This is a genomic window from Aerococcus viridans (assembly GCF_002083135.2).
In the GTDB taxonomy this organism is placed as follows: domain Bacteria; phylum Bacillota; class Bacilli; order Lactobacillales; family Aerococcaceae; genus Aerococcus; species Aerococcus viridans_C.
In genome coordinates this window covers 287149-309143 of the sequence record NZ_NBTM02000001.1, presented here as the reverse complement: position 1 = coordinate 309143, position 21995 = coordinate 287149, and the positions used below count along the sequence as shown (strand labels likewise).

Below are 21995 nucleotides of genomic sequence, written 5' to 3'. Positions count from 1 at the left end.
AAGAGCAATATAAAACTACTAAACGATGACAATTTATGTTGTGATCATTTAGTGGCTTTTTTGTTTAGTTTATAACGTGTGTAGCTCATGACATATATTTATTTATAGATATCGCCTGTTATTGTTGTTGAGTATAGAAAACTAAGACTATCTTAGACGCATAATTGTTTCAAACCAAGATTCGATTTGCTGTTTGTCAGGTGCATCCTTTAAGTAAACGAAATTAAAGGGATGTTGAATATTAAAGTTTACTAATGGAATTTCAACAAGATAACCAGTTGCTAATTCTTCTTTCACAGCTTCACGGTACATAAAGGTGATACCCATATTTTGATGGCATAAAGATTTAATGACATTCATATTTGTGATTTGAGTTCTGCCAGTAAAGTCGTCAATATGAAGATTCTGGTTATATAAAGCTTGTTCTAAAATATCACGTGTACCACTCCCTGGCTCCCGTAAAATAAGTTGCTGATCAAGTAAATCTTCTAAAAGAATGGCTTTTTTTGCTAGGATATTTTCAGGCGAACAGATAGCGATAAACTCTTCATTTGAAATCAACTTATGTGCAAATTCCTGCTGGTTGAAATGGCCTTCTAATAGAGCGAAGTCGATCTTACCCTCCCAAAGCATCTCTTGTAGAACATGGGTGTTTTCAACAAACATCGAAATATTTGTAGCAGGTTTTTCTTCAAATATCTGATGTAGAATGGGCGGCATAGTATATTCACCAATGGTTAGGGTTGCACCAAAGTGTAGAGGATAAACCTTATCTTTTACACGGTGGAGCAATGGTAATATGCGTTCAGCATTTGCTTTTAATAACTTGATATATTGTTGAAGAGCTTTACCTTCTTCAGTAAGCGAGAAGTTTTTGCCTTTTTCAGCTATTAAAATGATTTGATAGTAGTGTTCTAAATATTGTATATGCTGAGAAACAGCAGGTTGAGTCATGTTTAAGATTTCAGCCGTTTTAGTAAAACTCCCTTGCTCACAAAGGGTTAAAAAAGTTTGTAAACGATTATCTAGCATATCCACCATCCTTATAATAATTATTTATGTAAATATAAAATATGATAATTATATTTTATGGAAACCGTATGCTATATTCAAGATATGAATAATGATTTGGAGGAGAATTATGATAGAAAAAGGAAAAAATTTAATACCAGGCTTATCACTTAGTGCCTTAGTTGCAGTGATAGCCATAGCGCTGAGTAGCTTATTACCAGGTGATATCATTGGTGCGACTGTGATGGCTCTGCTAGTTGGGATGGCATTAAATCCTTTCTTCATGAAACATCAACAGCTATATTCAGGGGTTACTTTTTCATCAAAAAAAATCTTACGATTAGGAATTATTTTGATGGGCGTGAATCTGAATTTTGCTGAAGTGTGGGATGTTGGAAAATATGCACTGTTTTTAATGATATTTACAATGTTGACAGCCTTTGGTGTAGGTAACTTGATTGGTAAGTTTTTTGGGGTAAATTGGAAGCTAACAAACTTATTAGCAGTGAGTACAGCGATTTGCGGAGGATCAGCGGTTGCAGCGGTTGGACCTGTTATAAAAGCGAAACATGAAGATATTACTTATGCAATTTCTGCTACCTTTATCTTTGATATTATTACAGTCATTATTTTTCCATGGATAGGTATTGCGCTGGGGATGTCTGATACAGGGTATGGTCATTGGATTGGTACTGCGGTGAATGATACCTCTTCTGTAGTAGCTGCTGGTTATGCTTTCTCACAACTTGGTGGGAACGTAGCGGTTATTGTAAAATTAACACGTACGCTATTCATCATCCCATATGTGCTAATTTTCTCTGTTATTAATGAACGCCTAGAAAATAAGGCACAGGGAACAGAATCCCATACACCTGTCGATTTACGAAAGATATTCCCGTACTTCATCATTTTATTTCTAGTCGTTGTAGCTTTGCGAAGCATTGGCATTATACCGAATGCGATTGCGCCATCTATTTCTAGTGCATCAAAATTCAGCATGATCATGGCCTTATCTGCAATTGGATTAACGACTAGCTTTAAAGATATTAAAAAAATTGGTCCTAAGCCGATGATTCTAGGTTTTATAGTTGATTCACTTGTTGTCGTTGTTGCCATTGTTGTTCTATTCCTAACAAAGCATTTCTAACGATAAAAGAATAAGTATTATTTATAAAAAAAGGAATTGTAGCAATGAAGCCACAATTCCTTTTTTTGTTTATTTAGTTGTACTATCGTCTGATTCTAAGTTTGATGAATTTTCATTTTCATTTTCACTGACACTTACTACAATTTCGTCGTCAGTATTTGTTGTGAAATTAATTTCGTGAATATCACTGTTTTTTAGATAGGTATCAGCAACTTGGTCTTCGATTTGACTTTGGATGACACGTCTTAATGGGCGAGCACCAAGTTTTGGATCATAGCCAAGTTCAACTAACCGTTCTTTAACCTTGTCATCAACATTTACATGGATATCTTGGTTGGCTAATAAGTTGTTCATATTGTCTAATAGTAGGTCAACAATCACAATCAATTCTGTTTTAGTTAGCGGTTGGAATTCGATAATCGCATCGAAACGGTTCAAGAATTCAGGTTTAAAGTAGTCACCAATCTTGTTCATGATACTTTGTTGTTTACCTTGTTTGCTTGCCCCGAAGCCAACACTGGCTTCAACACCATCTGAACCGGCATTTGATGTCATGATGATTAGGGTATCTTTAAAGGATACAGTCCGTCCTTGGGCATCTGTTAAACGACCGTCTTCCATAATTTGTAGGAAGATATTTAAGACATCTGGATGGGCTTTTTCAATCTCATCTAATAAGATGATTGAATATGGCTGACGACGTACTTGTTCAGTTAATTGGCCCGCTTCATCGTAACCCACGTATCCTGGAGGAGAACCGATCAGTTTAGACACGGCATGCTTTTCCATGTATTCGGACATATCAAAACGGACTAAGGCTTCGCGGCGACCAAATAATTGGATGGCCAATTGACGAGCTAATTCAGTCTTACCAACACCAGTTGGCCCGACGAACATGAAAGATCCTATCGGACGGTCTTGACGGCTCAAACCAACGCGGTTACGGCGGATGGCTTTAGCAATGTGTTCTACAGCATCGTCTTGACCAATGACGTGTTGTTTCAAATTTTCGTCTAGGTTGATTAGTTGGTTTTGCTCAGATTCTTGCAAGTCTGAAACAGGAATACCGGTTTTTGTTTCGATAATCGCTTGGATGTCGCTAGCAGTAACCGTTGGGATCTTTTCAGTCACATTTTGGTTGCTATCATACATGCCTTGGTATTTATTTAATTGGTCACGGTAGTAGGCTGCTTTCTCGTAGTCTTCTGCTTCTGTGGCCATTTCTTTTAGTTTGGTTAATTCATCAATTTGATTTTTCAAGGATTCACGGTCTAAGAATGGAATAGTTAAGTTCATTTTAGAACCAGATTCATCTAATAAATCGATAGCTTTATCTGGCAATTGGCGGTCAGTTATATACCGGTCAGATAAACGGACAGTCGCTTCAATCGCTTCATCACTATATTTCACGTTATGGAAACCTTCGTATTTTTCTTGAATACCTTTGATAATTTCAAGGGTTTCCTCTACAGAAGGTTCAGCTACCATGACTTGTTGTAGACGTCGGGCTAGGGCGCCATCTTTTTCGATTTTTCTAAATTCATTTAAAGTAGTAGCACCCACTAATTGGAGTTCACCGCGGGCTAGGGCTGGTTTTAGAATATTACCAGCATCTAGTGAGCCGCCTTCGGTTGAACCAGCGCCTACAATTTCATGAATTTCATCTATAAATAGAATGATATTTTTATTTTCGCGGACTTCATTCATTAATTGTTGCATTTTTTCTTCGAATTGACCGCGGATACCAGTCCCTTGAACAAGCGAAGCAACATCTAATTGGATGACTTCTTTGTTGCGCAATTTTTCCGGTACAGCATGCTCAACAATTTTTTGAGCGAGTCCTTCGACAACCGCTGTTTTACCAACACCTGGTTCACCGATTAGAACAGGATTGTTTTTTGTCCGACGGTTCAGGATTTCAATCACTCGGATAATTTCATCGTCACGACCGATAATTGGGTCGATTAAACCAGCTTTAGCTTGGTCAGTCAAGTTGGTCCCGTAATTGCCTAAGATAGAATCGTCATTGTTGCCACCTTGGCCAGCTTGAGCTTGCGCTTTATTTTGCGAATTAGTAGAAAAGCCTTGTTGTTGCATTTGACGTAATAAGTCATCAAAGCTATAGCCACCAAAGGGGTTATTACCGTTACTGTTGCTGTTATTTAAATTGTTGGTTTGTTTACCTTGAGATAGCTGTGAGTAGCATGTTTGGCATAGGTTTACCGCTTCACGTCGGCCATTCACATTTGCGTATACATGAATGACGGCGTCGCGTTCACCACAGTTTTGACATAACATATAAACACTTCCTTTATTTAAAGCTAGGGTGATTGCTTGCAATTTTATATTCGCAGCATTTTGTATAACTGCTAATGACTATATTATACCTTGACCAATTTTGACTTTCAACAAATAGGCTTAAACAAAAATTATTCCTATCCTATTCAAGGGAAAAACCTTGTGGAAACGCTATTTTTTTGGTAAATTATTAATGAAAGAGTTTTCTAATTATGGTATAGTCTAGTTTGTGACATTTTACTTTGCAAATAGATAAGCTATAATAACTCTTGCCTATTTATAAAGGTATGAATAAAACATTTTAAAGGAGATTTTTGATTATGCAAAAACAAGAATTTAACATTACAGCTGAAACTGGTATCCACGCACGTCCTGCAACTTTATTGGTGCAATCTGCAAGCAAGTTCAACTCAGATATTAACCTAGAATACAAAGGTAAATCTGTAAACTTGAAATCTATCATGGGCGTAATGTCTTTAGGTGTAGGTCAAGGTTCTGACGTTGTAATCACTGCTGAAGGTGATGACGAAGAAGAAGCAATCCAAACAATTGCTGACACTATGAAAAACGAAGGGTTATCAGAATAATATGACTAAACTAACAGGAATCGCAGCTAGCGATGGCGTTGCCATCGCTAAAGCGTTCTTAGTTGAAGAACCTGATCTAAGTTTTGAAATTTCAAAATCTAACGATTCACAACAAGAAAAAGAACGCTTAGCAAAAGCTATAGCTGACTCAAAAGTAGAAATCGAAAAAATTAAAGCGGTTGCATCTAAAGCCTTGTCAGAAGAGGAAGCGCAAGTCTTTGACGCGCATTTAATGGTTCTTGAAGATCCGGAATTGCAACAAGCTTACACGCAAAAAATTGATGATGAAACATTGAATGCAGAATCTGCTGTTCGTCAAACAGCTGACTTCTACATCGAAATCTTCAAAGGTATGGAAGACAATCCTTATATGCAAGAACGTGCAGCTGACATCAAAGATGTTACTGACCGTTTAGTAGCACATTTATTAGGTGTTAAAATTCCTGACCTTTCAACAATTGATGAAGAAGTGGTTGTTGTGGCTTATGACTTAACACCAAGTGATACTGCACAATTGAACCGTCAGTTTGTTAAAGGTTTTGCAACTGATATCGGTGGACGTACGTCGCATTCAGCGATCATGTCTCGTTCATTAGAAATTGCAGCGGTTGTAGGGACTGGTAATGTTTCTAAAGAAATTAACGACGGTGACACTGTCATTGTGGATGGTTTAAACGGTGATGTTATTGTAAATCCTGACGACGCAACAATCGCAGAATACGGAAAAATTGCTGCTGACTTCTTAGCACGTAAAGCTGAGTGGGAAAAACTTAAAGACGCTGAGACTTTAACTAAAGACGGCAAGAAATTCGAAATCGCCGCTAACATCGGTACGCCAAAAGATTTAGAAGGTGTACACGCAAACGGTGCTGAAGCAATTGGTTTATACCGTACTGAATTCTTATACATGGATTCAGACGAAATGCCAACTGAAGATGAGCAATTCGAATCTTACAAAGTTGTTTTAGAAGGTATGAATGGTCATCCAGTCGTTGTTCGTACAATGGACATCGGTGGGGACAAACACTTACCTTACTTACAATTACCAGAAGAAATGAACCCATTCTTAGGTTACCGTGCAATCCGTATCGGATTAAACCAACCTGAATTATTACGTGTACAATTACGTGCTTTATTACGTGCGTCTGTATACGGTTCATTACGCATCATGTTCCCAATGATTTCTAATTTACCTGAATTCCGCGCTGCGAAAGCGATTTACGAGGAAGAAAAAGCTAAATTAGAAGCAGAAGGTGTTGAAGTTGCGGATGACATCCAAGTGGGAATCATGATTGAAATCCCAGCAGCTGCTGTGATTGCTGATCAATTCGCTAAAGAAGTGGACTTCTTCTCTATCGGTACTAACGACTTAATCCAATATACAATGGCGGCCGACCGTATGAACGAACACGTTTCATACCTATACCAACCATTTAATCCATCTGTATTACGATTAATTAAAAACGTTATCGATGCGAGTCATAAAGAAGGTAAATGGACTGGTATGTGTGGTGAAGTAGCCGGTGAACCAATGGCTGCCCCATTATTAGTAGGTATGGGCTTAGATGAATTCTCTATGTCTGCATCGTCTGTACTGAAAATCAGATCATTAATTTCTAAATTAGATTCAAACGAAATGGCTGAATTAGCCAACAAAGTGGTTACAGAAGCAACTTCTTCAGACGAAGCTGAAGCTTTAATTAAAGCAGCAGTTCCTGAATTAGCTGACCTATAATCATTTCAAATAAACACACTGAAAACCTCACTGAGATCATGGATCTTGGTGGGGTTTTCTCTTTGTCTAAATGAAAATGTCACACAAAGATATTCGGTTCTATAATAAATAGTGTTGGTGAGATTCAATTGAGTCTCATCGGCACTATTTTTGTGTACGCAAAAAAAAGGACATGATATCTTTATTTCAAGTAAACCTCGACGAATACTGAAAGAAGGAAAATTCATGTCCCATATAACTATTATAAAACAACTTTGCGGAATTCTCGACAATAATATTCAAATTGGTGTACCAGAGGGAATGACTCTGCTTCCAACTGAAAAGTATCAAGATGTGAATTATATAGTCGTTGAAGGCGTCTTAACCTACAAGCCTAAGGCTTGTATCCAATGTGGTGTAAAGAATACAGGAAGCCATGATCTGATTAAACATGGGTTTAAGCCTACAATTATAAGATTACCTAATTCAGTTTCAAATCCGATATTGCTAAAACTGAAGAAGCAACGATTTTATTGTAAACATTGCGCGCAAACCTCTATTGCTGAAACACCGTTAGTACAGAAATACTGCTGTATCTCAAACTCAATAAAAAGTCAGATAAGTTCAGAATTAGTTGAAACACAATCCATGCGATTAATCGCTAAACGATATCACGTGTCGTCTCCAACAGTCTCTAGGATTCTACTGAAAGCTGGTAAAGGACTATCACCAAAAGGAAACTATCTGCCTAGTAACCTTGGTATAGATGAGTTTAAATCTACTAATCGAGTAGCCAATGCGATGAGTGCTGTCCTTGTGGACACCCATAATAGAAGGTTGATTGATATTATTGTTGATCGGAAACAAGCTTCTCTAATCGATTACTTTGCTTCCTTTACTTGGGCTGCTAGAAGTAGTGTGAAAACTGTTTCTATCGATTTGTATACACCCTATCTTGAAGTAATACGTACTAGTTTTCCTAATGCTAAGATTGTAATTGATCGATTCCATATCGTGAAGTTACTAAATGAGACAATTAATTCTGTTCGTATTAAAGCTATGAATATCGTGAAAAATAGCCGACCATCTGACTACAGAAAACTTAAAAAACAATGGAAGTTGTTGCTAAAAAATGCTGAAGACTTAAATTTCACTGATACATATTATGTTCGCCAATTTGGTGAAGAAATTTCGGAACAGCGTATTGTTGATTTCCTATTGAATATTTCGCCGGATTTATTAGTAACATATACTCTAATGAATGAGCTTAAGTACGCAATTTCTACGCATAACATTGAGCTATTTGATGAAATATTGAAGAGCACAAGGAAAATAACCTTGCCTCGACGTGCGAGAAGAACTATCAGAACTTTACAGAAGTTTTTACCATATATCCATAATTCATTAACTTATACCGTCTCAAACGGACCTACCGAAGGTATTAATAATAAGATTAAATTAATTAAGCGTACTGGTTTCGGATATGCTAATTTCTTTAATTTACGCGCTAGAATACTAGTCCAATTCAAACTAAAATACAAGCCTTCAAACCCAGCACCATCCACTTATGAAGCAATGGCAAGCTAAGGCCTGCCAAACTATTAATATTTTCCTAGTCCTTGTTGCTACAACATAATAATATTCTTGCCTAAGGCAAAAAAAAGCCATACACATAATCGTGTATAGCTTTTCTCTTTGAAGCTCATTTACATATTAATAAATACTAAATAACGTATTCGCGATATTTGAAATTATTTACCAACACTATTTGTAAAAGAACCAGATATTCCTTATCGTATTCTTTACAATTAAGTTGCCGTCAGGTGATTTTTTAATCACAATTTTTCTGTTATGATAGGATATATGACAGAATTAAAACAAAAAGGGCATCTAAGGAGTGTTTAGATGAATATCGCGGTCTTTACCGATACCTACTTTCCACAAGTAAGTGGGGTCGCTACATCAATTCAAACATTAAAAGAAACGTTTGAGGATAATGGACATCAAGTCTATATCTTTACGACATCTGATCCAAAGGCAGAAATTGAAGACCATGTCTTTCGCTATGAATCAGTTCCTTTTCTATTCTTCAAGGATAGACGAGTGGCAATTCCTTCTTTTGCGTCGATTTACCGTAAATGTAAAGAATTAGAAATTGATATTGTCCATACCCAGACGGAGTTTTCTATGGGATTGATGGGGTTAAGCGTAGCACGCTATATGAGGATCCCACTAGTGCACACTTACCACACTTGGTATGAGAAATACCTCCATTATATTTTAAACGGCAAATTAATTTCTCGAAAAACGGTCGTTCATTTGTCTAAGCTATTCTGTGACCAAGCTGATTTAGTCATTTCACCTAGCGGTCAGATGAAAGAGGTTTTACGAGATTATCAAATTCAAAAACCCATTCATGTCTTGGCAACCGGGGTAAAATTACCTAAGAAAATTGACCATGATGTCTTAAGAAACTTTAGACAAAGCTGGGGTATCGCACAAGATGAGTATTTACTATTATCGATTAATCGTATCGCTGAAGAAAAAAACTTAATAGCGATTATCGAGCAGTTCCCTCAGGTGTTGGCTGATATCCCGAATGCGAAGTTGTTACTTGCTGGAGATGGACCTCAATTAGAAGAGTTAAAAGCTTTAACAGCCGAACTGAACTTGACGGATAAAATCATTTTCCCAGGCTTTGTGTCTCATGACCAAGTCAACGTTTTGTACCAAGCGGCGGATGTTTATGTGAATTTATCAACTTCTGAGACGCAGGGCTTAACCTTTATTGAAGCCATCACCAACCATTTACCGGTGATTGCCATGAAGACGCCTTATCTAGCGTCCCTTGAAGATATTGCAACGTTCGGTCATTTATTAACCGAAGTGACAGACTTTCCGCAATCTGTGAAGGCTATTGCAACGACGCAATCTTCATTAACAGAAGGGTTAGCGCCATTGATTTACCATGTGTCGGCAGACGCTTTCTATGAGGACTTGTACCATATTTACCAGTACATGATTGAATTGCAGTCAGAGAAACCGAGAAATCTAATTGGCCGAAGTGTTTACCTATCTTCTTCTTTTGCAGAATTGCATAAGCCCTTGAAGTGGACTAGCAAGTACTTTCCGTCGTTCTACATTCGCAGAAAGGATCAGTAGTCAGCCTTAATACGGGCCGTCATTTTTCAATGAAAAGGCTTTGCTGAAATTAATTCATTTCTTATGCACTTAAAGGTTTTTTATTCACCCAAAGAGTGTTAAAATGACAAAGATAAGAAGGCGAAAGGAGATTATTATGCAATCATCTCGATTAGAAGCAATTATTACCCGATTAAAAGCGATGCTTTCTGATGACTCAGAAATCGAAGTACGTCGTTTTGAAAAAGAGGGCGTTGAGAAGTGTATTGTACGCTTTAACAAAGAGTCTGAAAGTTTTGAATTAGAGGACTTAACAATCAACGAAACTTTCCAATTTGATGACATTGATTTAGTCGCAATGGAAATCTACGAGTTAATTCAATAATTAACCAATGCAGTTGAAATTGTAGGGTGACCTACTAGAACTACCAATATGGCAGACATTCTGTGTCGTATAGAGGGTCGTGGCATCACGATCTTTTTTTTATTTATATGGAGTAGAGGGAGTTTAACATGTCAGATTCAATGAAATTATCGCGTGCTATAGCCTTTTTTAAGGACAATGGCAGCGCAACAACCATTACACGAGAAAATACTGCAGACGAGGTCGTAATTGATCGCATCACCTTCGACTCGCGTGCGGTGACAGCCAACACCTTATTCGTTTGTAAGGGGCTAAACTTTAAGGCATCATACCTAAAAGATGCCGTTGGCCGTGGGGCAGTGGCCTACCTATCAGAACAAGATTACGCAGCAGACATCCCTGGCATTATCGTTGAAGATATCCGCCTAGCGATGGCTCAGCTTGCCAACTTCTTCTACCAATCACCTTGGCAAGACGTGGCGATTTCAGGGATTACAGGTACAAAGGGCAAAACAACCACTGCAGGTTTTGTTAACCAAATTTTGACTCTAGACAGTCAGGAAAAAGGGCAAGCACTACCTGGTTTCGTATCGTCTACCTTTAACTATGATGGCCTAGAAAAAACACCATCAACCCTTACTACGCCTGAAGCCATGGATTTATATGAAATGCTGGCAACAATGCGAGATAATGGGGTAAAACGGGCAACTATGGAAGTATCCAGTCAAGCTTTAAAATACCACCGCGTTGATGACGTGAAGATGCAAGTGGTGGCCTTTTTAAATATTTCACCAGACCATATTTCACCAGTTGAACATCCCACTTTTGCTGACTACTTCCAGTCAAAATTACGGATCTTTAACCACGGTAAAGTGGCCGTCATCAATGAAGATACGGACCATTATGAAGATATTTTAAAAGCAGCACAAGATGCTGAAAATATTGAACGGATTGTGACTGTTTCACGCAAGAACCCGGCGGCTGATTATTTTGCCGATGATATAGCCTTTAGTGAAACCAAACAGACTTTTGTGGTGAAAAACCAAGGTGAAACGATTCCGATGACTTTGAATGTCTTAGGGCATTTTAATATCAACAATGCCTTAGTTGCTGCGGCGATTGCACGCGAAAACGCTGTTGAGTGGGCAACGATTCAAAAGGCTTTAGGCCATGCCAAAACCGATGGCCGGATGGAAATCTACCGTAGTACGGACAATCAATTGACCTTTGTCGTTGATTTCGCCCACAACAAGATTTCTTTTGAAGAGTTATTCTCATCTGTTAAAGAAATGGCTCCTGATAATGATATCCGCATTGTTTTTGGATCAGCCGGTGGTAAAGCTGAAAATAGACGGGCGGATATGGGCCATGTGGCTGGGTTGAATACCAATGAGATTTATTTAACCAGTGACGATCCAAACTTTGAAGACGCTTATAAAATCATGGCTGAAATTGAAGAGGCCATTAATGGGGTCAATCCAGATGCTAAAGTAAGAAGCAATTTAGACCGAACCGGGTCAATCTATATGGCCTATAAGGATGCGATTGCGTCCGGAAAACCAACGACTATTGTGGTAGCTGGTAAGGGGTCAGAAGATACGATTAAAATCAATGGCCGTAACGAATTTTACGTACCCGATTTTGAATATGTGCAACAATTGATTGCTTTTTATGAATTTAAGGGTAGAATTTAAGAGTGGAAACAATTATGAGAATACCATGAAATATACATGATAAAATACAATGAACTAAAGAGGTGGCAAATTTGAAGCAAATTAATATTGGATTACTTGGTCTAGGTACAGTCGGTGGCGGTGTAGCCAAAATTATGCATGATCACGCACAAAAAATGTCAGATACGGAAGGTATTCAATACCAAGTAACGAAGATTTTTGTCCGCGATATTGAAAAATCAAAAGCGAAACATCCCGGATTACCAGAAAGCATTCAATTGACAACTGATTTCAATGATGTCATCAATGATCCTTCAATTGATATTGTCGTTGAAGCCATGGGTGGGACAACATTCGCAGCTGACTGTATTGAAGCTGCTCTACGCGCTGGTAAGCACATCGTAACTGCTAATAAGGACTTGGTGGCGATTAAACGCGGTTTAGATTTAATCCAATATGCCCAAGACCATCAATTAGACTTCTTATATGAAGCAGCAGTTGCTGGTGGTATTCCAATTTTAAACAGTTTACGTACGCCACTAGCGTCGGATAAATTGTTCTCTGTTTCAGGGATTGTTAACGGGACAACGAATTACATTTTGACAAAAATGGTGGAACAAGGTCGTGGCTTTGATGAAGTTTTAGCGGAAGCGCAAGCTTTAGGTTTAGCAGAAGCAGACCCATCAGGTGACGTAGACGGTCTAGACGCAGCCCGTAAGATTGTTATCTTAACGAAAATGGCCTTTGGGGTGACTGTCGACTTGAACGACATTCCAATCAAAGGGATCCGTCATGTCACAGCTCGTGATATCCAAGTTGCTAGCTCATTAGGTTACGTGATCAAGCTAATTGGTCGTGCAAACTTTGTAGACGGTACTGTATACGCTGAAGTGGCGCCAACCTTAGTACCAAAAACCCATCCATTATCAACTGTTCGTAACGAAATGAATGCGGTCTTTACTGAGGGTGCAGCGACTGGTGAGATGATGTTCTATGGTCCTGGTGCCGGCGAGTTACCTACAGGGGCTATGGTGGTTTCAGATATTATGGCTATTGGTCAACATATCCATACAGAAACGACGGGTCAACCATTTGCGAATTACAGTCAAAATGCCTCTTGGAAAAAAGCTGAAGACATCAAATCTGTTGGCTTCTTCCACTTTGAAACTGAAGACAAACAAGGGCAGTTCATCAAACTTGTCCAAATCTTTGACGATGCGAAAGTCAGCTTAGACAAGGTATTCCAAGAACCGTCATCTGACGACAAGACAGCGAAAATTGTGGTTGTCACCCATGAAATGTCACAAGCCCAATTACAACAAATCAACCAAGCCACACAAGATAGTCCTGAATTAAACTTGATTTCTTACTATTCTGTGTTGCCTGAAGCGAAGTAGGTGACCATTATGGTAGAAAAGGTACGTGTGAAAGTCCCGGCGACTTCAGCCAATATGGGGCCCGGCTTTGATTCAATCGGTGTTGCAGTTAGCCTATATTTAACGGTGGATATTCTTAGCCCTAGTGAACAATGGCAAATTGACCATGACCTAGGCGAAGGGATTCCAACTGACGCATCCAACATGGTGATTGAAACGATTTTACGGTTCGCACCGGATGCCAAACCTCATCATTTAAATATGACCAGTGACATTCCGACGGCCCGTGGTTTAGGGTCGTCATCTTCAGCCATTGTGGCAGGTATTGCCATTGCTGAAATTTTAGCGGGTGCTACTTGGACAATGGATGAGAAGATTAACATGGCTAACGAAATCGAAGGCCACCCAGATAACATTGCGCCAGCTTTAGCGGGCGGATTAGTGGTATCTGTAGCCATGGATTTAACCCATGTCTTGTGGACGAAGTCTTTACTAGACGATGTTCATTTTATTGCGACCGTCCCTAATCGGGAGCTATTAACTAAAGAAGCGAGAGCTGTTTTACCTAAAGGATTGGTCTTTGCAGATGCGGTTCGAGCGAACGGTATCGGCAATGTCTTCGTCAGTAAGTTGTTAGAAGGGGACATTGAATCAGTAGGTACCTTGATGGAAATGGACCAGCTGCATGAACCATTCCGGGCGCAATTGGTGCCAGAATTAGGTCAAATCCGCCAAGCTTTGTCAACAGTTGACGGGGTTTACGGGACTTACTTATCAGGTGCCGGTCCTACTATTATGACCCTTGTCCAAGCTTCTGCCTCAGATCAGATTGTTGAGGCCATCAACCAATTAAATCTTGACGCTCAGATAAAGACACTTGACTTTGCCTCAGATGGGGTTATAGTAGAGGATATGTGATTTTAGACGATTGATAATGTTACGAGCATGTCAGACTGATATGCCCGTAGCATTTTTTGTTGCTTTGCTTTTGGTAAAATGGCTACTATCCGCCATCTCGGCTTGTAGCATTTTACCAAAAGCTTATACTTATGAAACATGCGGTGAACAGGCCTTTACATAAGTGAACCAAGGGGCCGCTTATGGTATACTATTCATGAAAATAAGGGAGGCCGGCATGAAAAAAGACTATTTTAAACCAACCTGGATGATAGAACGTATCTATCAATTGACACCTGATCAATTAGCCAAACATAATATCAAAGGCGTGATCACCGACCTAGATAACACCTTGATTGCATGGGATAACCCGGATGGGACACCGGAGCTACGCGCTTGGTTACGAACCATGGAAGAAGCGGGGATACCTGTTGTCATCTTATCCAATAACCAGCATGGCCGTGTGAAGCGTGTTGCTGACCAGCTAGGGGTACTCTTTACCTCAGATGCTAAAAAACCTTCTCGTAGAGGATTTAGAAGGGCCATTGACATGCTTGGTGTCAGCCAGGATGAAGTAGTCATTGTTGGTGACCAACTTTTAACCGATGTTTTTGGTGGTAACCGCCTAGGCATTCGCAGCATCTTGGTCATGCCATTAGTTGAAACAGACTTGGTATGGACCCTATTAAACCGTAAAATTGAAAAATTCTTATTCAAGAGAATTGAAAAGAAACATCCCGACTTGAAGTGGAGGAATAATATTGTCTAACGAAGAAACACTATATTGCGTTGGTTGTGGTGCTGAAATTCAGACTGACCAACCAGACAAACGCGGGTACACACCGCAATCTGCCTACCAGAAAGGTATCGAATCAGGATTATTATACTGCCAACGTTGTTTTAAATTGCGTCATTATAATACCCTTGAGAAAGTATCGACATCTGCAAATGAATTTTTAGCCATCTTAAACACCCTTAGTGAAAAAGATGCCCTTATCGTTAACGTGATTGACATCTTTGACGTAGCAGGCTCTTTAATTAACGGCTTAAACCGTTTTGCAGGGGCTAACCCCATCCTAATGGTTGCCAACAAGATGGACGCCATTCCAAAGGCAGTGAAACACAACCGGATTGAAAATTGGTTGCGTAAGTACTTGAAAGATAATGGGATTAAAATTGATGATTTAATCCTTACCTCAGCTAAAAAGCGGGCTAATATTGACGATTTATTAGCGAAAATCGATGAAATGCGTGATGGCCGTGATGTTTATGTGATTGGTATGGCCAATGTTGGTAAATCTTCATTGATCAACCGTATTCTTCAAGCTACAGGTGTTGAAGCGGATGTCATTACAACTAGCCAGTTCCCAGGAACGACCTTAGATTTAATAGATATTCCTTTTGACGATGCAGAGGGTAACGAAGCTAGCTTAATTGATACACCAGGAATCATTAACCCAGGCCAGATGACCTCTATTTTAGAAGGAAAAGAATTGGTGGACGCCTTACCGAATAAAGAAATTAAACCTGTGACTTTCCAACTGAATCCAGAACAAACATTGTTCTTTGGTGGCTTAGCCCGTCTTGATTTTATTGCTGGTGAACGGACGTCCTTCACGGTTTATATGTCTGGTCAGATTAAACCTCACCGTCGTAAATTAGAGGGTTCAGACGAATTTTACCAAGAACATCTTGGTGGGATTTTACAACCGCCTTACCCAGAAAATGTGGCCAATTTTCCAGGACTAGTACGCAAAGAATTTTCAATCAAAACACCAACGGATATCGTATTTCCAGGTTTAGGCTGGGTGTCAGTAAGTGACCCAGTCCAAATCGCGGCTTACGTACCAAAGGGTATTGATATTATTACCAGAGAAAAATTAATCTAGATTTTAATCGCGGTATAAGTTGCATAGCATATCAACTAAAGCAAAATCGGGTTTGAGCCTGCTGAAATGGAAGATCGGCTATCACACCTTATTATGAAAGGAGACCATTCATTTTGAATAACAAACAAAAGAAATTTTTACGTAAAGAAGCCCATCATTTGAACCCCGTAGCCAACATTGGTAAAAACGGTTTATCAGAAGAGTTTATGGTGCAAATTGATGAGGTCCTAGAAAAACGTGAGTTGATCAAGGTACATTTATTACAAAATACAGATGAAGAAACTAGCAAAGCGGCAGTAGAAATTGCTGAAGCAGTAGATGCATTTGTTGTCCAAACAATCGGCCGTGTGATTACTTTATACCGTCCTTCTTCTGAAGCTAAGTATCAAGAAATCTCAGCGCAAGTAAAAGCTTTAGGCTAATTACAGGAGGCGAATTGTGGCAAAGGTATCATTTTTAGGTCAAGAACATGTTCGTTTGATAAATGAACCAGAGACAGAATTAGCATTTGAAGACAATCCCCATAAACGGATTGGTATTCTTGGGGGGACCTTTAACCCCATCCACAACGGACATTTATTGATGGCTGAACAAGTCTATGACAAGCTGAAACTAGATGAAGTGTGGTTTATGCCAAACAAGAAGCCACCCCATGCGGAAACCAAAGAAACCTTAGATGACGCCTACCGGGTAGATATGATTGAATTGGCAATCCAAGACAATCCACATTTCAGTCTAGAAGCAATTGAACTCGACCGGGTAGGAAAATCCTATACGGTGGATACTATGGAGATATTAACGACCCTATATCCAACTTATGAGTTCTATTTCATCATTGGGGCCGATATGATCGAAAACTTACCTAAATGGCACCGGATCGATGATTTGATTAAGATCGTGCATTTTGTAGGTGTCGGCCGGGAGGGGTATCAAAATGATACGGACTATCCATTGATTTTTGTAGACGCTGAAGGGATGACCGTGTCATCAACGGGGATCAGAAAATCGGTGGCAGAAAAAGCTTCTATCCGTTACCTGACACCAGAACCTGTTGTTGCCTACATTCAAGAAAAGGGGTTATATCAAGCACATGAAAGCTAGAGAATTAAATCCGGATTTAATTAATATTAAACGGGATGAACTTGAAAAATTACTGCAGGCTCGTTTAACCGACAAGCGATATAAGCACATTTTGCGGGTGGAAGAAACAGCGATTCAACTAGCTGAACTTTACCCTGAAGCGGACGTAGATAAGGCCAGTATTGCAGCCTTACTGCATGATTATGCCAAAGATGACAGCGAAACCCACTTGGCTGAGTTTAAAGACTATCCAGGTTACAACCCTGAGTGGTTAAATTACGGATCTGCCATCTGGCACGGTCCACTAGCCGCTATGATCGCAGATACCCAGTTTGGGGTCAAAGATGAAGATATCTTAAAGGCTGTTTGGTCCCATACTATAGGGAACTATGACATGACCCTAAATCAAAAAATCTTGTTTATTGCTGACTATATTGAACCAGATCGTGATTTTAAAGGCGTTGAAAAAGCACGTGAATTAGCTAAAACTGACTTAGATGCCGCAGTAGACTTTAAAATCAAGCAATCCATTGTGCATTTGGTTGAATCAGGCCGTCAAGTATACCCAGAAACCATTGCAATCTATAATGATTGGGTCAAGAAATATAGCAGTAAAAAAAAGTAATAAAAATAAGTAATCAGAATAAAACAGCAATAATAAAGGAGTATTTATGACTAAAAAGAGTGAAGTATTATTAGAAGCAATCGTTAGAGGCGCAGATGATCGCTTAGCGACAGATATCGTTGCCTTAGACGTTGCCAACACAACACCAATGGCTGACTATTTTGTCATCATGTCTGGTCGTAACGATCGTCAAGTTAAAGCCATTGTGGACGCTGTTGAAGACGCAATTGAAGAAGCAGGATTTTCAGTGAAGGGTATCGAGGGAAAAGACGGTAACCGTTGGATCTTAATCGATGCTTTCGACGTGATTGTACACGTATTTACAAGTGAAGAACGTGGTTTCTACAACTTAGAAAAAATGTGGGCTGAAGCACCATTAGTCAACGTTGAAGAATGGATTAGCTAAGGCGCAACCATGACAGAAAATCAACAACAATATGACGTATTCGCCGATGTCTACGAAATCTTGTTTGATGACAGTTTATACCTATCTTGGTTTACCTACGCCACAGAAACCATGCAGGCCTTCGACAAATTCATAGAGGGCCAAGACTATTGGTTGGACCTTGGCGCAGGTGGCGGTCAATTCGCTATCTTGATGGCCCAAGCAGGTTATCCTATCAAGGGGCTAGACCTATCCGAAAAGATGGTCACAGCAGCTAAAACGAACGCTAAGGATGCTAAGTTAGATCTTGAATTCTGGCAAGATGACATGACCACATTTGAATTAAAGAACCAAGCAGCAGTCATTTCTTGCTTCTGCGATACCTTTAATTATCTAGCGGACGCGAATGCGGTAAAAACTACTTTTACCCATATCTACCAGCAATTACAAAATGGTGGGATTTTCATGTTCGACGTTCATTCTATTCATCAAATGAATGACATCTATCCAGAAACATCCTTTGTCGTTGAGTGGGATGACGCCGTATTTACCTGGACATCAGACCAGTTCCGTGGCGAAAATACTATCGACCATACCATTAACGTATTCGTTCAAAACACAGACGATAACAACTATCAACGGTTTGAAGAAATGCACTACGAACAGACCTTGCCTATTGAAGCATACCAGGAAATTTTGACCCAAGTAGGCTTCAAAAAGATCCGTGTCACAGCAGACTTTAGTCAAGACACACCGGATGAAAGTTCTAAACGTATCTTCTTTTCAGCCCAAAAATAAGTAATGTAAACACTTTGAAAAAGGGGTGACCCTATGCAAGCTGTCGGAATTATTGCCGAATGGCATCCGTTCCATAACGGACACGCCTATCAGATCAAAAAAGCCAAAGACCAGGCCAAGGCGGACCTTGTGATTGGCGTCATGTCAGGTAACTACGTGCAACGTGGGGAACCAAGCTTGGTATCTAAGTGGGCGCGAGCAGCCGTTGCTTTGGAAAACGGCTGTGATTTAGTGGTTGAGTTACCATTCTGGTTTGCTACCCAACCAGCTGACTACTTCGCTGAAGGCGGGGTAAAAGCTTTGGCGGCCCTTGGTGCATCAGCTTTTTCTTTTGGGGTTGAAGACGACCACTTTTCTGATTATGAACAATTGGCCAAGTGGATGGTCGCCCACCCTGATCAAGTAACGGAAGCTGACCAATATGTAGAGAATTTAGACAACCGTTCTTTCGCTGAAAAACGAATTGCAGCTATTCAAAATTTACAGGCGACCCATCTAGAAATTGCTGATTTAAAGATCAACTTTAAAGAAAACGCCAATACCTTACTAGCTTTTGCCTATGCTAAGGTCAATGCCCAGTTACAGACGCCTTTAAAGATGGTGCCAGTCAAACGGGTTGGGGACAACCATCGTTTAAATGCCTTAAATGAAGGCCAATTAGACCAAGGTACTAGCCTTTATACGTCTGGGTCAGCCATACGTCACTACCTCTTTTCTAAAGATTTAAAGGGTCTTAAAGATTCAAATGAATTGGAGAAGATGGTGCCTAGTGATATGGTTGAGGCTTTATGTGAGGCGATTGAGGCGGACCAGCTGGTATCGTGGACGGATTTGTTTCCCTATCTGCGCTATCGTTTGTTGACGGCTTCTAATGCGGAGTTAGGGGCTATCTATCAAATGGTGGGTGGTATGGAAAATCGGATGGTTGAGGCGATTAAGCAGGCGGATAATTTCTCTGATTTTGTGGACCGGGTGAAGAACCGGAATTGGTCTGCAAATCGGGTGCAAAGGACGGCTTTGATGGTGGCTTTGAATATTAAAAAAGATGAGATGCAGGCAGTGCTTTCACCTAGTCATCGACAGCCTTTGATGTTGCTTGGGGCGACTGAGAAGGGACGGGCTTACTTGAAGACGGTTAAAGCGGATTTAAGTGGGGCGGATAGTCTGTGGCAATTGGTGAGTCGTGTGGACCAGACGAGTGAAGAAAACTGGCCAATGTGGTTGAAGGTTGACCGGATGTATGAAATACTAAAACCACAAATTGATAAACAAAATTTCAATCATCCGCCAATATTTACGAAATAAAAAAAAGAAAGGGAGCAGAGGGAAAATAGTTTACTTTTTGATGGAGACCTAGTAGTATGGGAAAGTGCGTTTCATCCTGTAAATATGACAGTCAAAAAGTGATAATGAGTTTAATTAATGACCTTGTCAAGGAAAAAACATTGACAAATAAGTTTAAACTTAGTATAATTTTTCTTGTTGCTTATTAGGTGGTCAATAATGAAATGGTCTATTCAAGAGTTGCGTCAAATCGCATCCCAACCAATGATAATCCAAGAATCAGTCGATATGAAAGAGCAAATGAAGGCAGTAATACCTGAGTTGATCGACATATCCCCTGTTTCAGTTGATGGTATGGTTCTCTATGAAGAACATACAGTATTGACACAATTACGATTAGCACTAAAAATGACGATGCCATCTACACGGTCTTTAGAGCCGGTAGTGCTGGATCTACAATTACCAGTTTCCGAACGTTTTATTGAAGACGGTTGGGAGACAGATATTGTCGATGAAGAACACGTTGTTCAGTTATCTATGGATAGCTACACGTTAGATTTGCGAGAATCTATTCGTGACAACATTCTTCTAAATCTACCAATTCAGATTTTGACTGAAGAGGAAGAGGCTGACGATGCGTTTCCTGAAGGGAATGACTGGCGAGTTGTAAGTCAAACAGAGTTTGAAGCTGAACGCGAGGAAGAGGAAGTTATTAATCCTGAATTCGCTAAACTTCAAGATTTGTTTAAAGATTCGGAATCGTCGGATGAAGCATAATTGATATTTAATTAGGAGGTGTAATGATGGCAGTACCAAAACGTAAAACGTCTAAACAAAGAAAAAACAAACGCCGTACACATTACAAGTTAGAAGTACCTGGAATGAACGCATGCCCTAACTGTGGTGAATTACGTAAATCTCACCATGTATGTGCAAACTGCGGTTTCTACGATGGTAAAGATGTAATGACTGACCCAGCAGCTGAATAATTTTATTTAGCGCAAGATTCATAGAGGATTACCGCATAGTTGATATGTGGGAAACTTAAATGTTTACTTTGATTATATATAATTAAAAGGGCATTAACCGCTTTTGGTTAGTGCCTTTTTTTGGTTTTACTTGTTCAAAGGGAAAATCATTCTAGACATTTTTAGACATCTTAGCTAGTATTAATGGATGATATACTTATGGTTGATATAGAAAACAATGGAAAGGTTGACGATTATGGCTTTCAAATGGAGCGAAATACTGTTTTATCTACTACCCATCGTGAGCTTAATGCTTGTGGGCACAGTTGGAAAACCCTACCTCTACTTTAACAAGCGGATTAAATTTGCACCGATTGATGTTGTTTTTCCCATTCTTTTAGTTTGCCTCCACTTTATCTCCAAGGATTTATTATTCTTTTCAATTATTCCCCACTTAGTGGTTGTGATTTCCTTATTGGCGATTGGTATTTTAGTTTGGCGATTTGTGAAAAAAAAAGAAGTTATTGTTGGAAAATTCTACCGCATGCTGGTAAATATTACTTTCTCCATTACTTTCATTCTTTATGTGATGGTAACAGTCTGCCGAATTATTCAAGTAGTGACAATGTAAATATTAGCTAGCTATCAATTTCTATTGGTTAGAAACCTAAAATTTTTAAAAATGTACAAGAAAGAAGTTTTGAACTTGTTAAAAACAGGTTGAAAGCTTTTTTTTGTGGAAAAAGATCGAAATTACG

General features: G+C 39.4%; 22 protein-coding genes. 20 read left to right on the top strand and 2 right to left on the bottom strand.

The features are described 5' to 3' along the window. Positions 1-147: 147 nt before the first annotated feature. Positions 148-1032 (bottom strand): LysR family transcriptional regulator, encoded by an 885-nt coding sequence (locus A6J77_RS01540; RefSeq protein WP_193756623.1) that lies wholly within the window; start codon positions 1030-1032, stop codon positions 148-150. A 109-nt stretch (positions 1033-1141) separates the two neighbouring features. On the opposite strand from A6J77_RS01540, the gene A6J77_RS01535 reads away from it, so the two are divergent. Further along, positions 1142-2158, top strand: coding sequence for a YeiH family protein (locus A6J77_RS01535; RefSeq protein WP_227645092.1), 1017 nt, complete (start codon positions 1142-1144; stop codon positions 2156-2158). Positions 2159-2227: 69 nt separating this feature from the next. Here the strand turns inward: A6J77_RS01535 and A6J77_RS01530 are convergent, their stop codons facing one another. Next, on the bottom strand, positions 2228-4456 hold the full coding sequence (locus A6J77_RS01530; RefSeq protein ID WP_083067758.1) for an ATP-dependent Clp protease ATP-binding subunit: 2229 nt from the start codon (positions 4454-4456) through the stop codon (positions 2228-2230). 320 nt (positions 4457-4776) lie between these two features. Between A6J77_RS01530 and A6J77_RS01525 the strand changes: the two genes are divergently transcribed. The 19 genes from A6J77_RS01525 to A6J77_RS01435 all read left to right on the top strand — a co-directional run bounded on the left by A6J77_RS01525 (position 4777) and on the right by A6J77_RS01435 (position 21868). Further along, complete coding sequence (locus A6J77_RS01525; RefSeq protein WP_070467980.1) at positions 4777-5043, top strand: phosphocarrier protein HPr; 267 nt, start codon at positions 4777-4779, stop codon at positions 5041-5043. A gap of 1 nt (position 5044) precedes the next feature. Beyond that, positions 5045-6778: a phosphoenolpyruvate--protein phosphotransferase gene (gene ptsP, locus A6J77_RS01520; RefSeq protein WP_083067757.1), complete on the top strand. Its 1734-nt coding sequence runs from the start codon at positions 5045-5047 to the stop codon at positions 6776-6778. 225 nt (positions 6779-7003) lie between these two features. Further along, the gene (locus A6J77_RS01515; protein ID WP_083067756.1) at positions 7004-8344 is read left to right on the top strand and encodes an ISL3 family transposase; all 1341 of its coding nucleotides are present in this window, start codon (positions 7004-7006) and stop codon (positions 8342-8344) included. A 318-nt stretch (positions 8345-8662) separates the two neighbouring features. Then, on the top strand, positions 8663-9919 hold the full coding sequence (locus A6J77_RS01510) for a glycosyltransferase (protein WP_083067755.1): 1257 nt from the start codon (positions 8663-8665) through the stop codon (positions 9917-9919). Between the two features lie 136 nt (positions 9920-10055). Beyond that, positions 10056-10283 (top strand): YkuJ family protein, encoded by a 228-nt coding sequence (locus tag A6J77_RS01505; RefSeq protein ID WP_016897683.1) that lies wholly within the window; start codon positions 10056-10058, stop codon positions 10281-10283. Between the two features lie 128 nt (positions 10284-10411). Beyond that, a complete protein-coding gene (locus A6J77_RS01500) occupies positions 10412-11956 on the top strand; it encodes a Mur ligase family protein (RefSeq protein ID WP_083067754.1) in 1545 nt (514 codons plus the stop codon). 62 nt (positions 11957-12018) lie between these two features. Next, positions 12019-13332: a homoserine dehydrogenase gene (locus A6J77_RS01495; RefSeq protein ID WP_083067753.1), complete on the top strand. Its 1314-nt coding sequence runs from the start codon at positions 12019-12021 to the stop codon at positions 13330-13332. A 9-nt stretch (positions 13333-13341) separates the two neighbouring features. Continuing rightward, complete coding sequence (gene thrB, locus A6J77_RS01490) at positions 13342-14229, top strand: homoserine kinase (RefSeq protein ID WP_083067752.1); 888 nt, start codon at positions 13342-13344, stop codon at positions 14227-14229. Between the two features lie 217 nt (positions 14230-14446). Further along, positions 14447-14977, top strand: a complete 531-nt coding sequence (locus tag A6J77_RS01485) for a YqeG family HAD IIIA-type phosphatase (RefSeq protein ID WP_083067751.1) — start codon at positions 14447-14449, stop codon at positions 14975-14977. Next, on the top strand, positions 14970-16097 hold the full coding sequence (yqeH, locus tag A6J77_RS01480) for a ribosome biogenesis GTPase YqeH (protein ID WP_083067750.1): 1128 nt from the start codon (positions 14970-14972) through the stop codon (positions 16095-16097). The genes A6J77_RS01485 and yqeH overlap by 8 nt, the downstream gene beginning before the upstream one ends. A 113-nt stretch (positions 16098-16210) precedes the next feature. Next, complete coding sequence (gene yhbY / locus A6J77_RS01475) at positions 16211-16519, top strand: ribosome assembly RNA-binding protein YhbY (RefSeq protein ID WP_083067749.1); 309 nt, start codon at positions 16211-16213, stop codon at positions 16517-16519. A gap of 16 nt (positions 16520-16535) precedes the next feature. After that, a complete protein-coding gene (locus A6J77_RS01470; RefSeq protein WP_083067748.1) occupies positions 16536-17198 on the top strand; it encodes a nicotinate-nucleotide adenylyltransferase in 663 nt (220 codons plus the stop codon). Then, entirely contained in the window at positions 17188-17802 is a 615-nt protein-coding gene (gene yqeK / locus A6J77_RS01465; RefSeq protein WP_083067747.1) for a bis(5'-nucleosyl)-tetraphosphatase (symmetrical) YqeK, read from the top strand. Before A6J77_RS01470 ends, yqeK begins: the two co-directional genes overlap by 11 nt. A 46-nt stretch (positions 17803-17848) precedes the next feature. Further along, positions 17849-18208 (top strand): ribosome silencing factor, encoded by a 360-nt coding sequence (gene rsfS / locus A6J77_RS01460; RefSeq protein ID WP_083067746.1) that lies wholly within the window; start codon positions 17849-17851, stop codon positions 18206-18208. A 9-nt stretch (positions 18209-18217) separates the two neighbouring features. Continuing rightward, the gene (locus A6J77_RS01455; protein ID WP_083067745.1) at positions 18218-18985 is read left to right on the top strand and encodes a class I SAM-dependent DNA methyltransferase; all 768 of its coding nucleotides are present in this window, start codon (positions 18218-18220) and stop codon (positions 18983-18985) included. 33 nt (positions 18986-19018) lie between these two features. Next, on the top strand, positions 19019-20290 hold the full coding sequence (locus A6J77_RS01450; protein WP_083067744.1) for a nucleotidyltransferase family protein: 1272 nt from the start codon (positions 19019-19021) through the stop codon (positions 20288-20290). A 198-nt stretch (positions 20291-20488) separates the two neighbouring features. Next, positions 20489-21046 (top strand): YceD family protein, encoded by a 558-nt coding sequence (locus tag A6J77_RS01445; protein ID WP_083067743.1) that lies wholly within the window; start codon positions 20489-20491, stop codon positions 21044-21046. A gap of 26 nt (positions 21047-21072) precedes the next feature. Beyond that, positions 21073-21258, top strand: coding sequence for a 50S ribosomal protein L32 (gene rpmF, locus A6J77_RS01440; protein WP_083067742.1), 186 nt, complete (start codon positions 21073-21075; stop codon positions 21256-21258). Between the two features lie 235 nt (positions 21259-21493). Further along, positions 21494-21868 carry a DUF3397 family protein gene (locus tag A6J77_RS01435; RefSeq protein ID WP_083067741.1) on the top strand — a complete coding sequence of 125 codons (375 nt, stop codon included), beginning with the start codon at positions 21494-21496 and terminating at the stop codon, positions 21866-21868. Positions 21869-21995 lie beyond the last annotated feature (127 nt).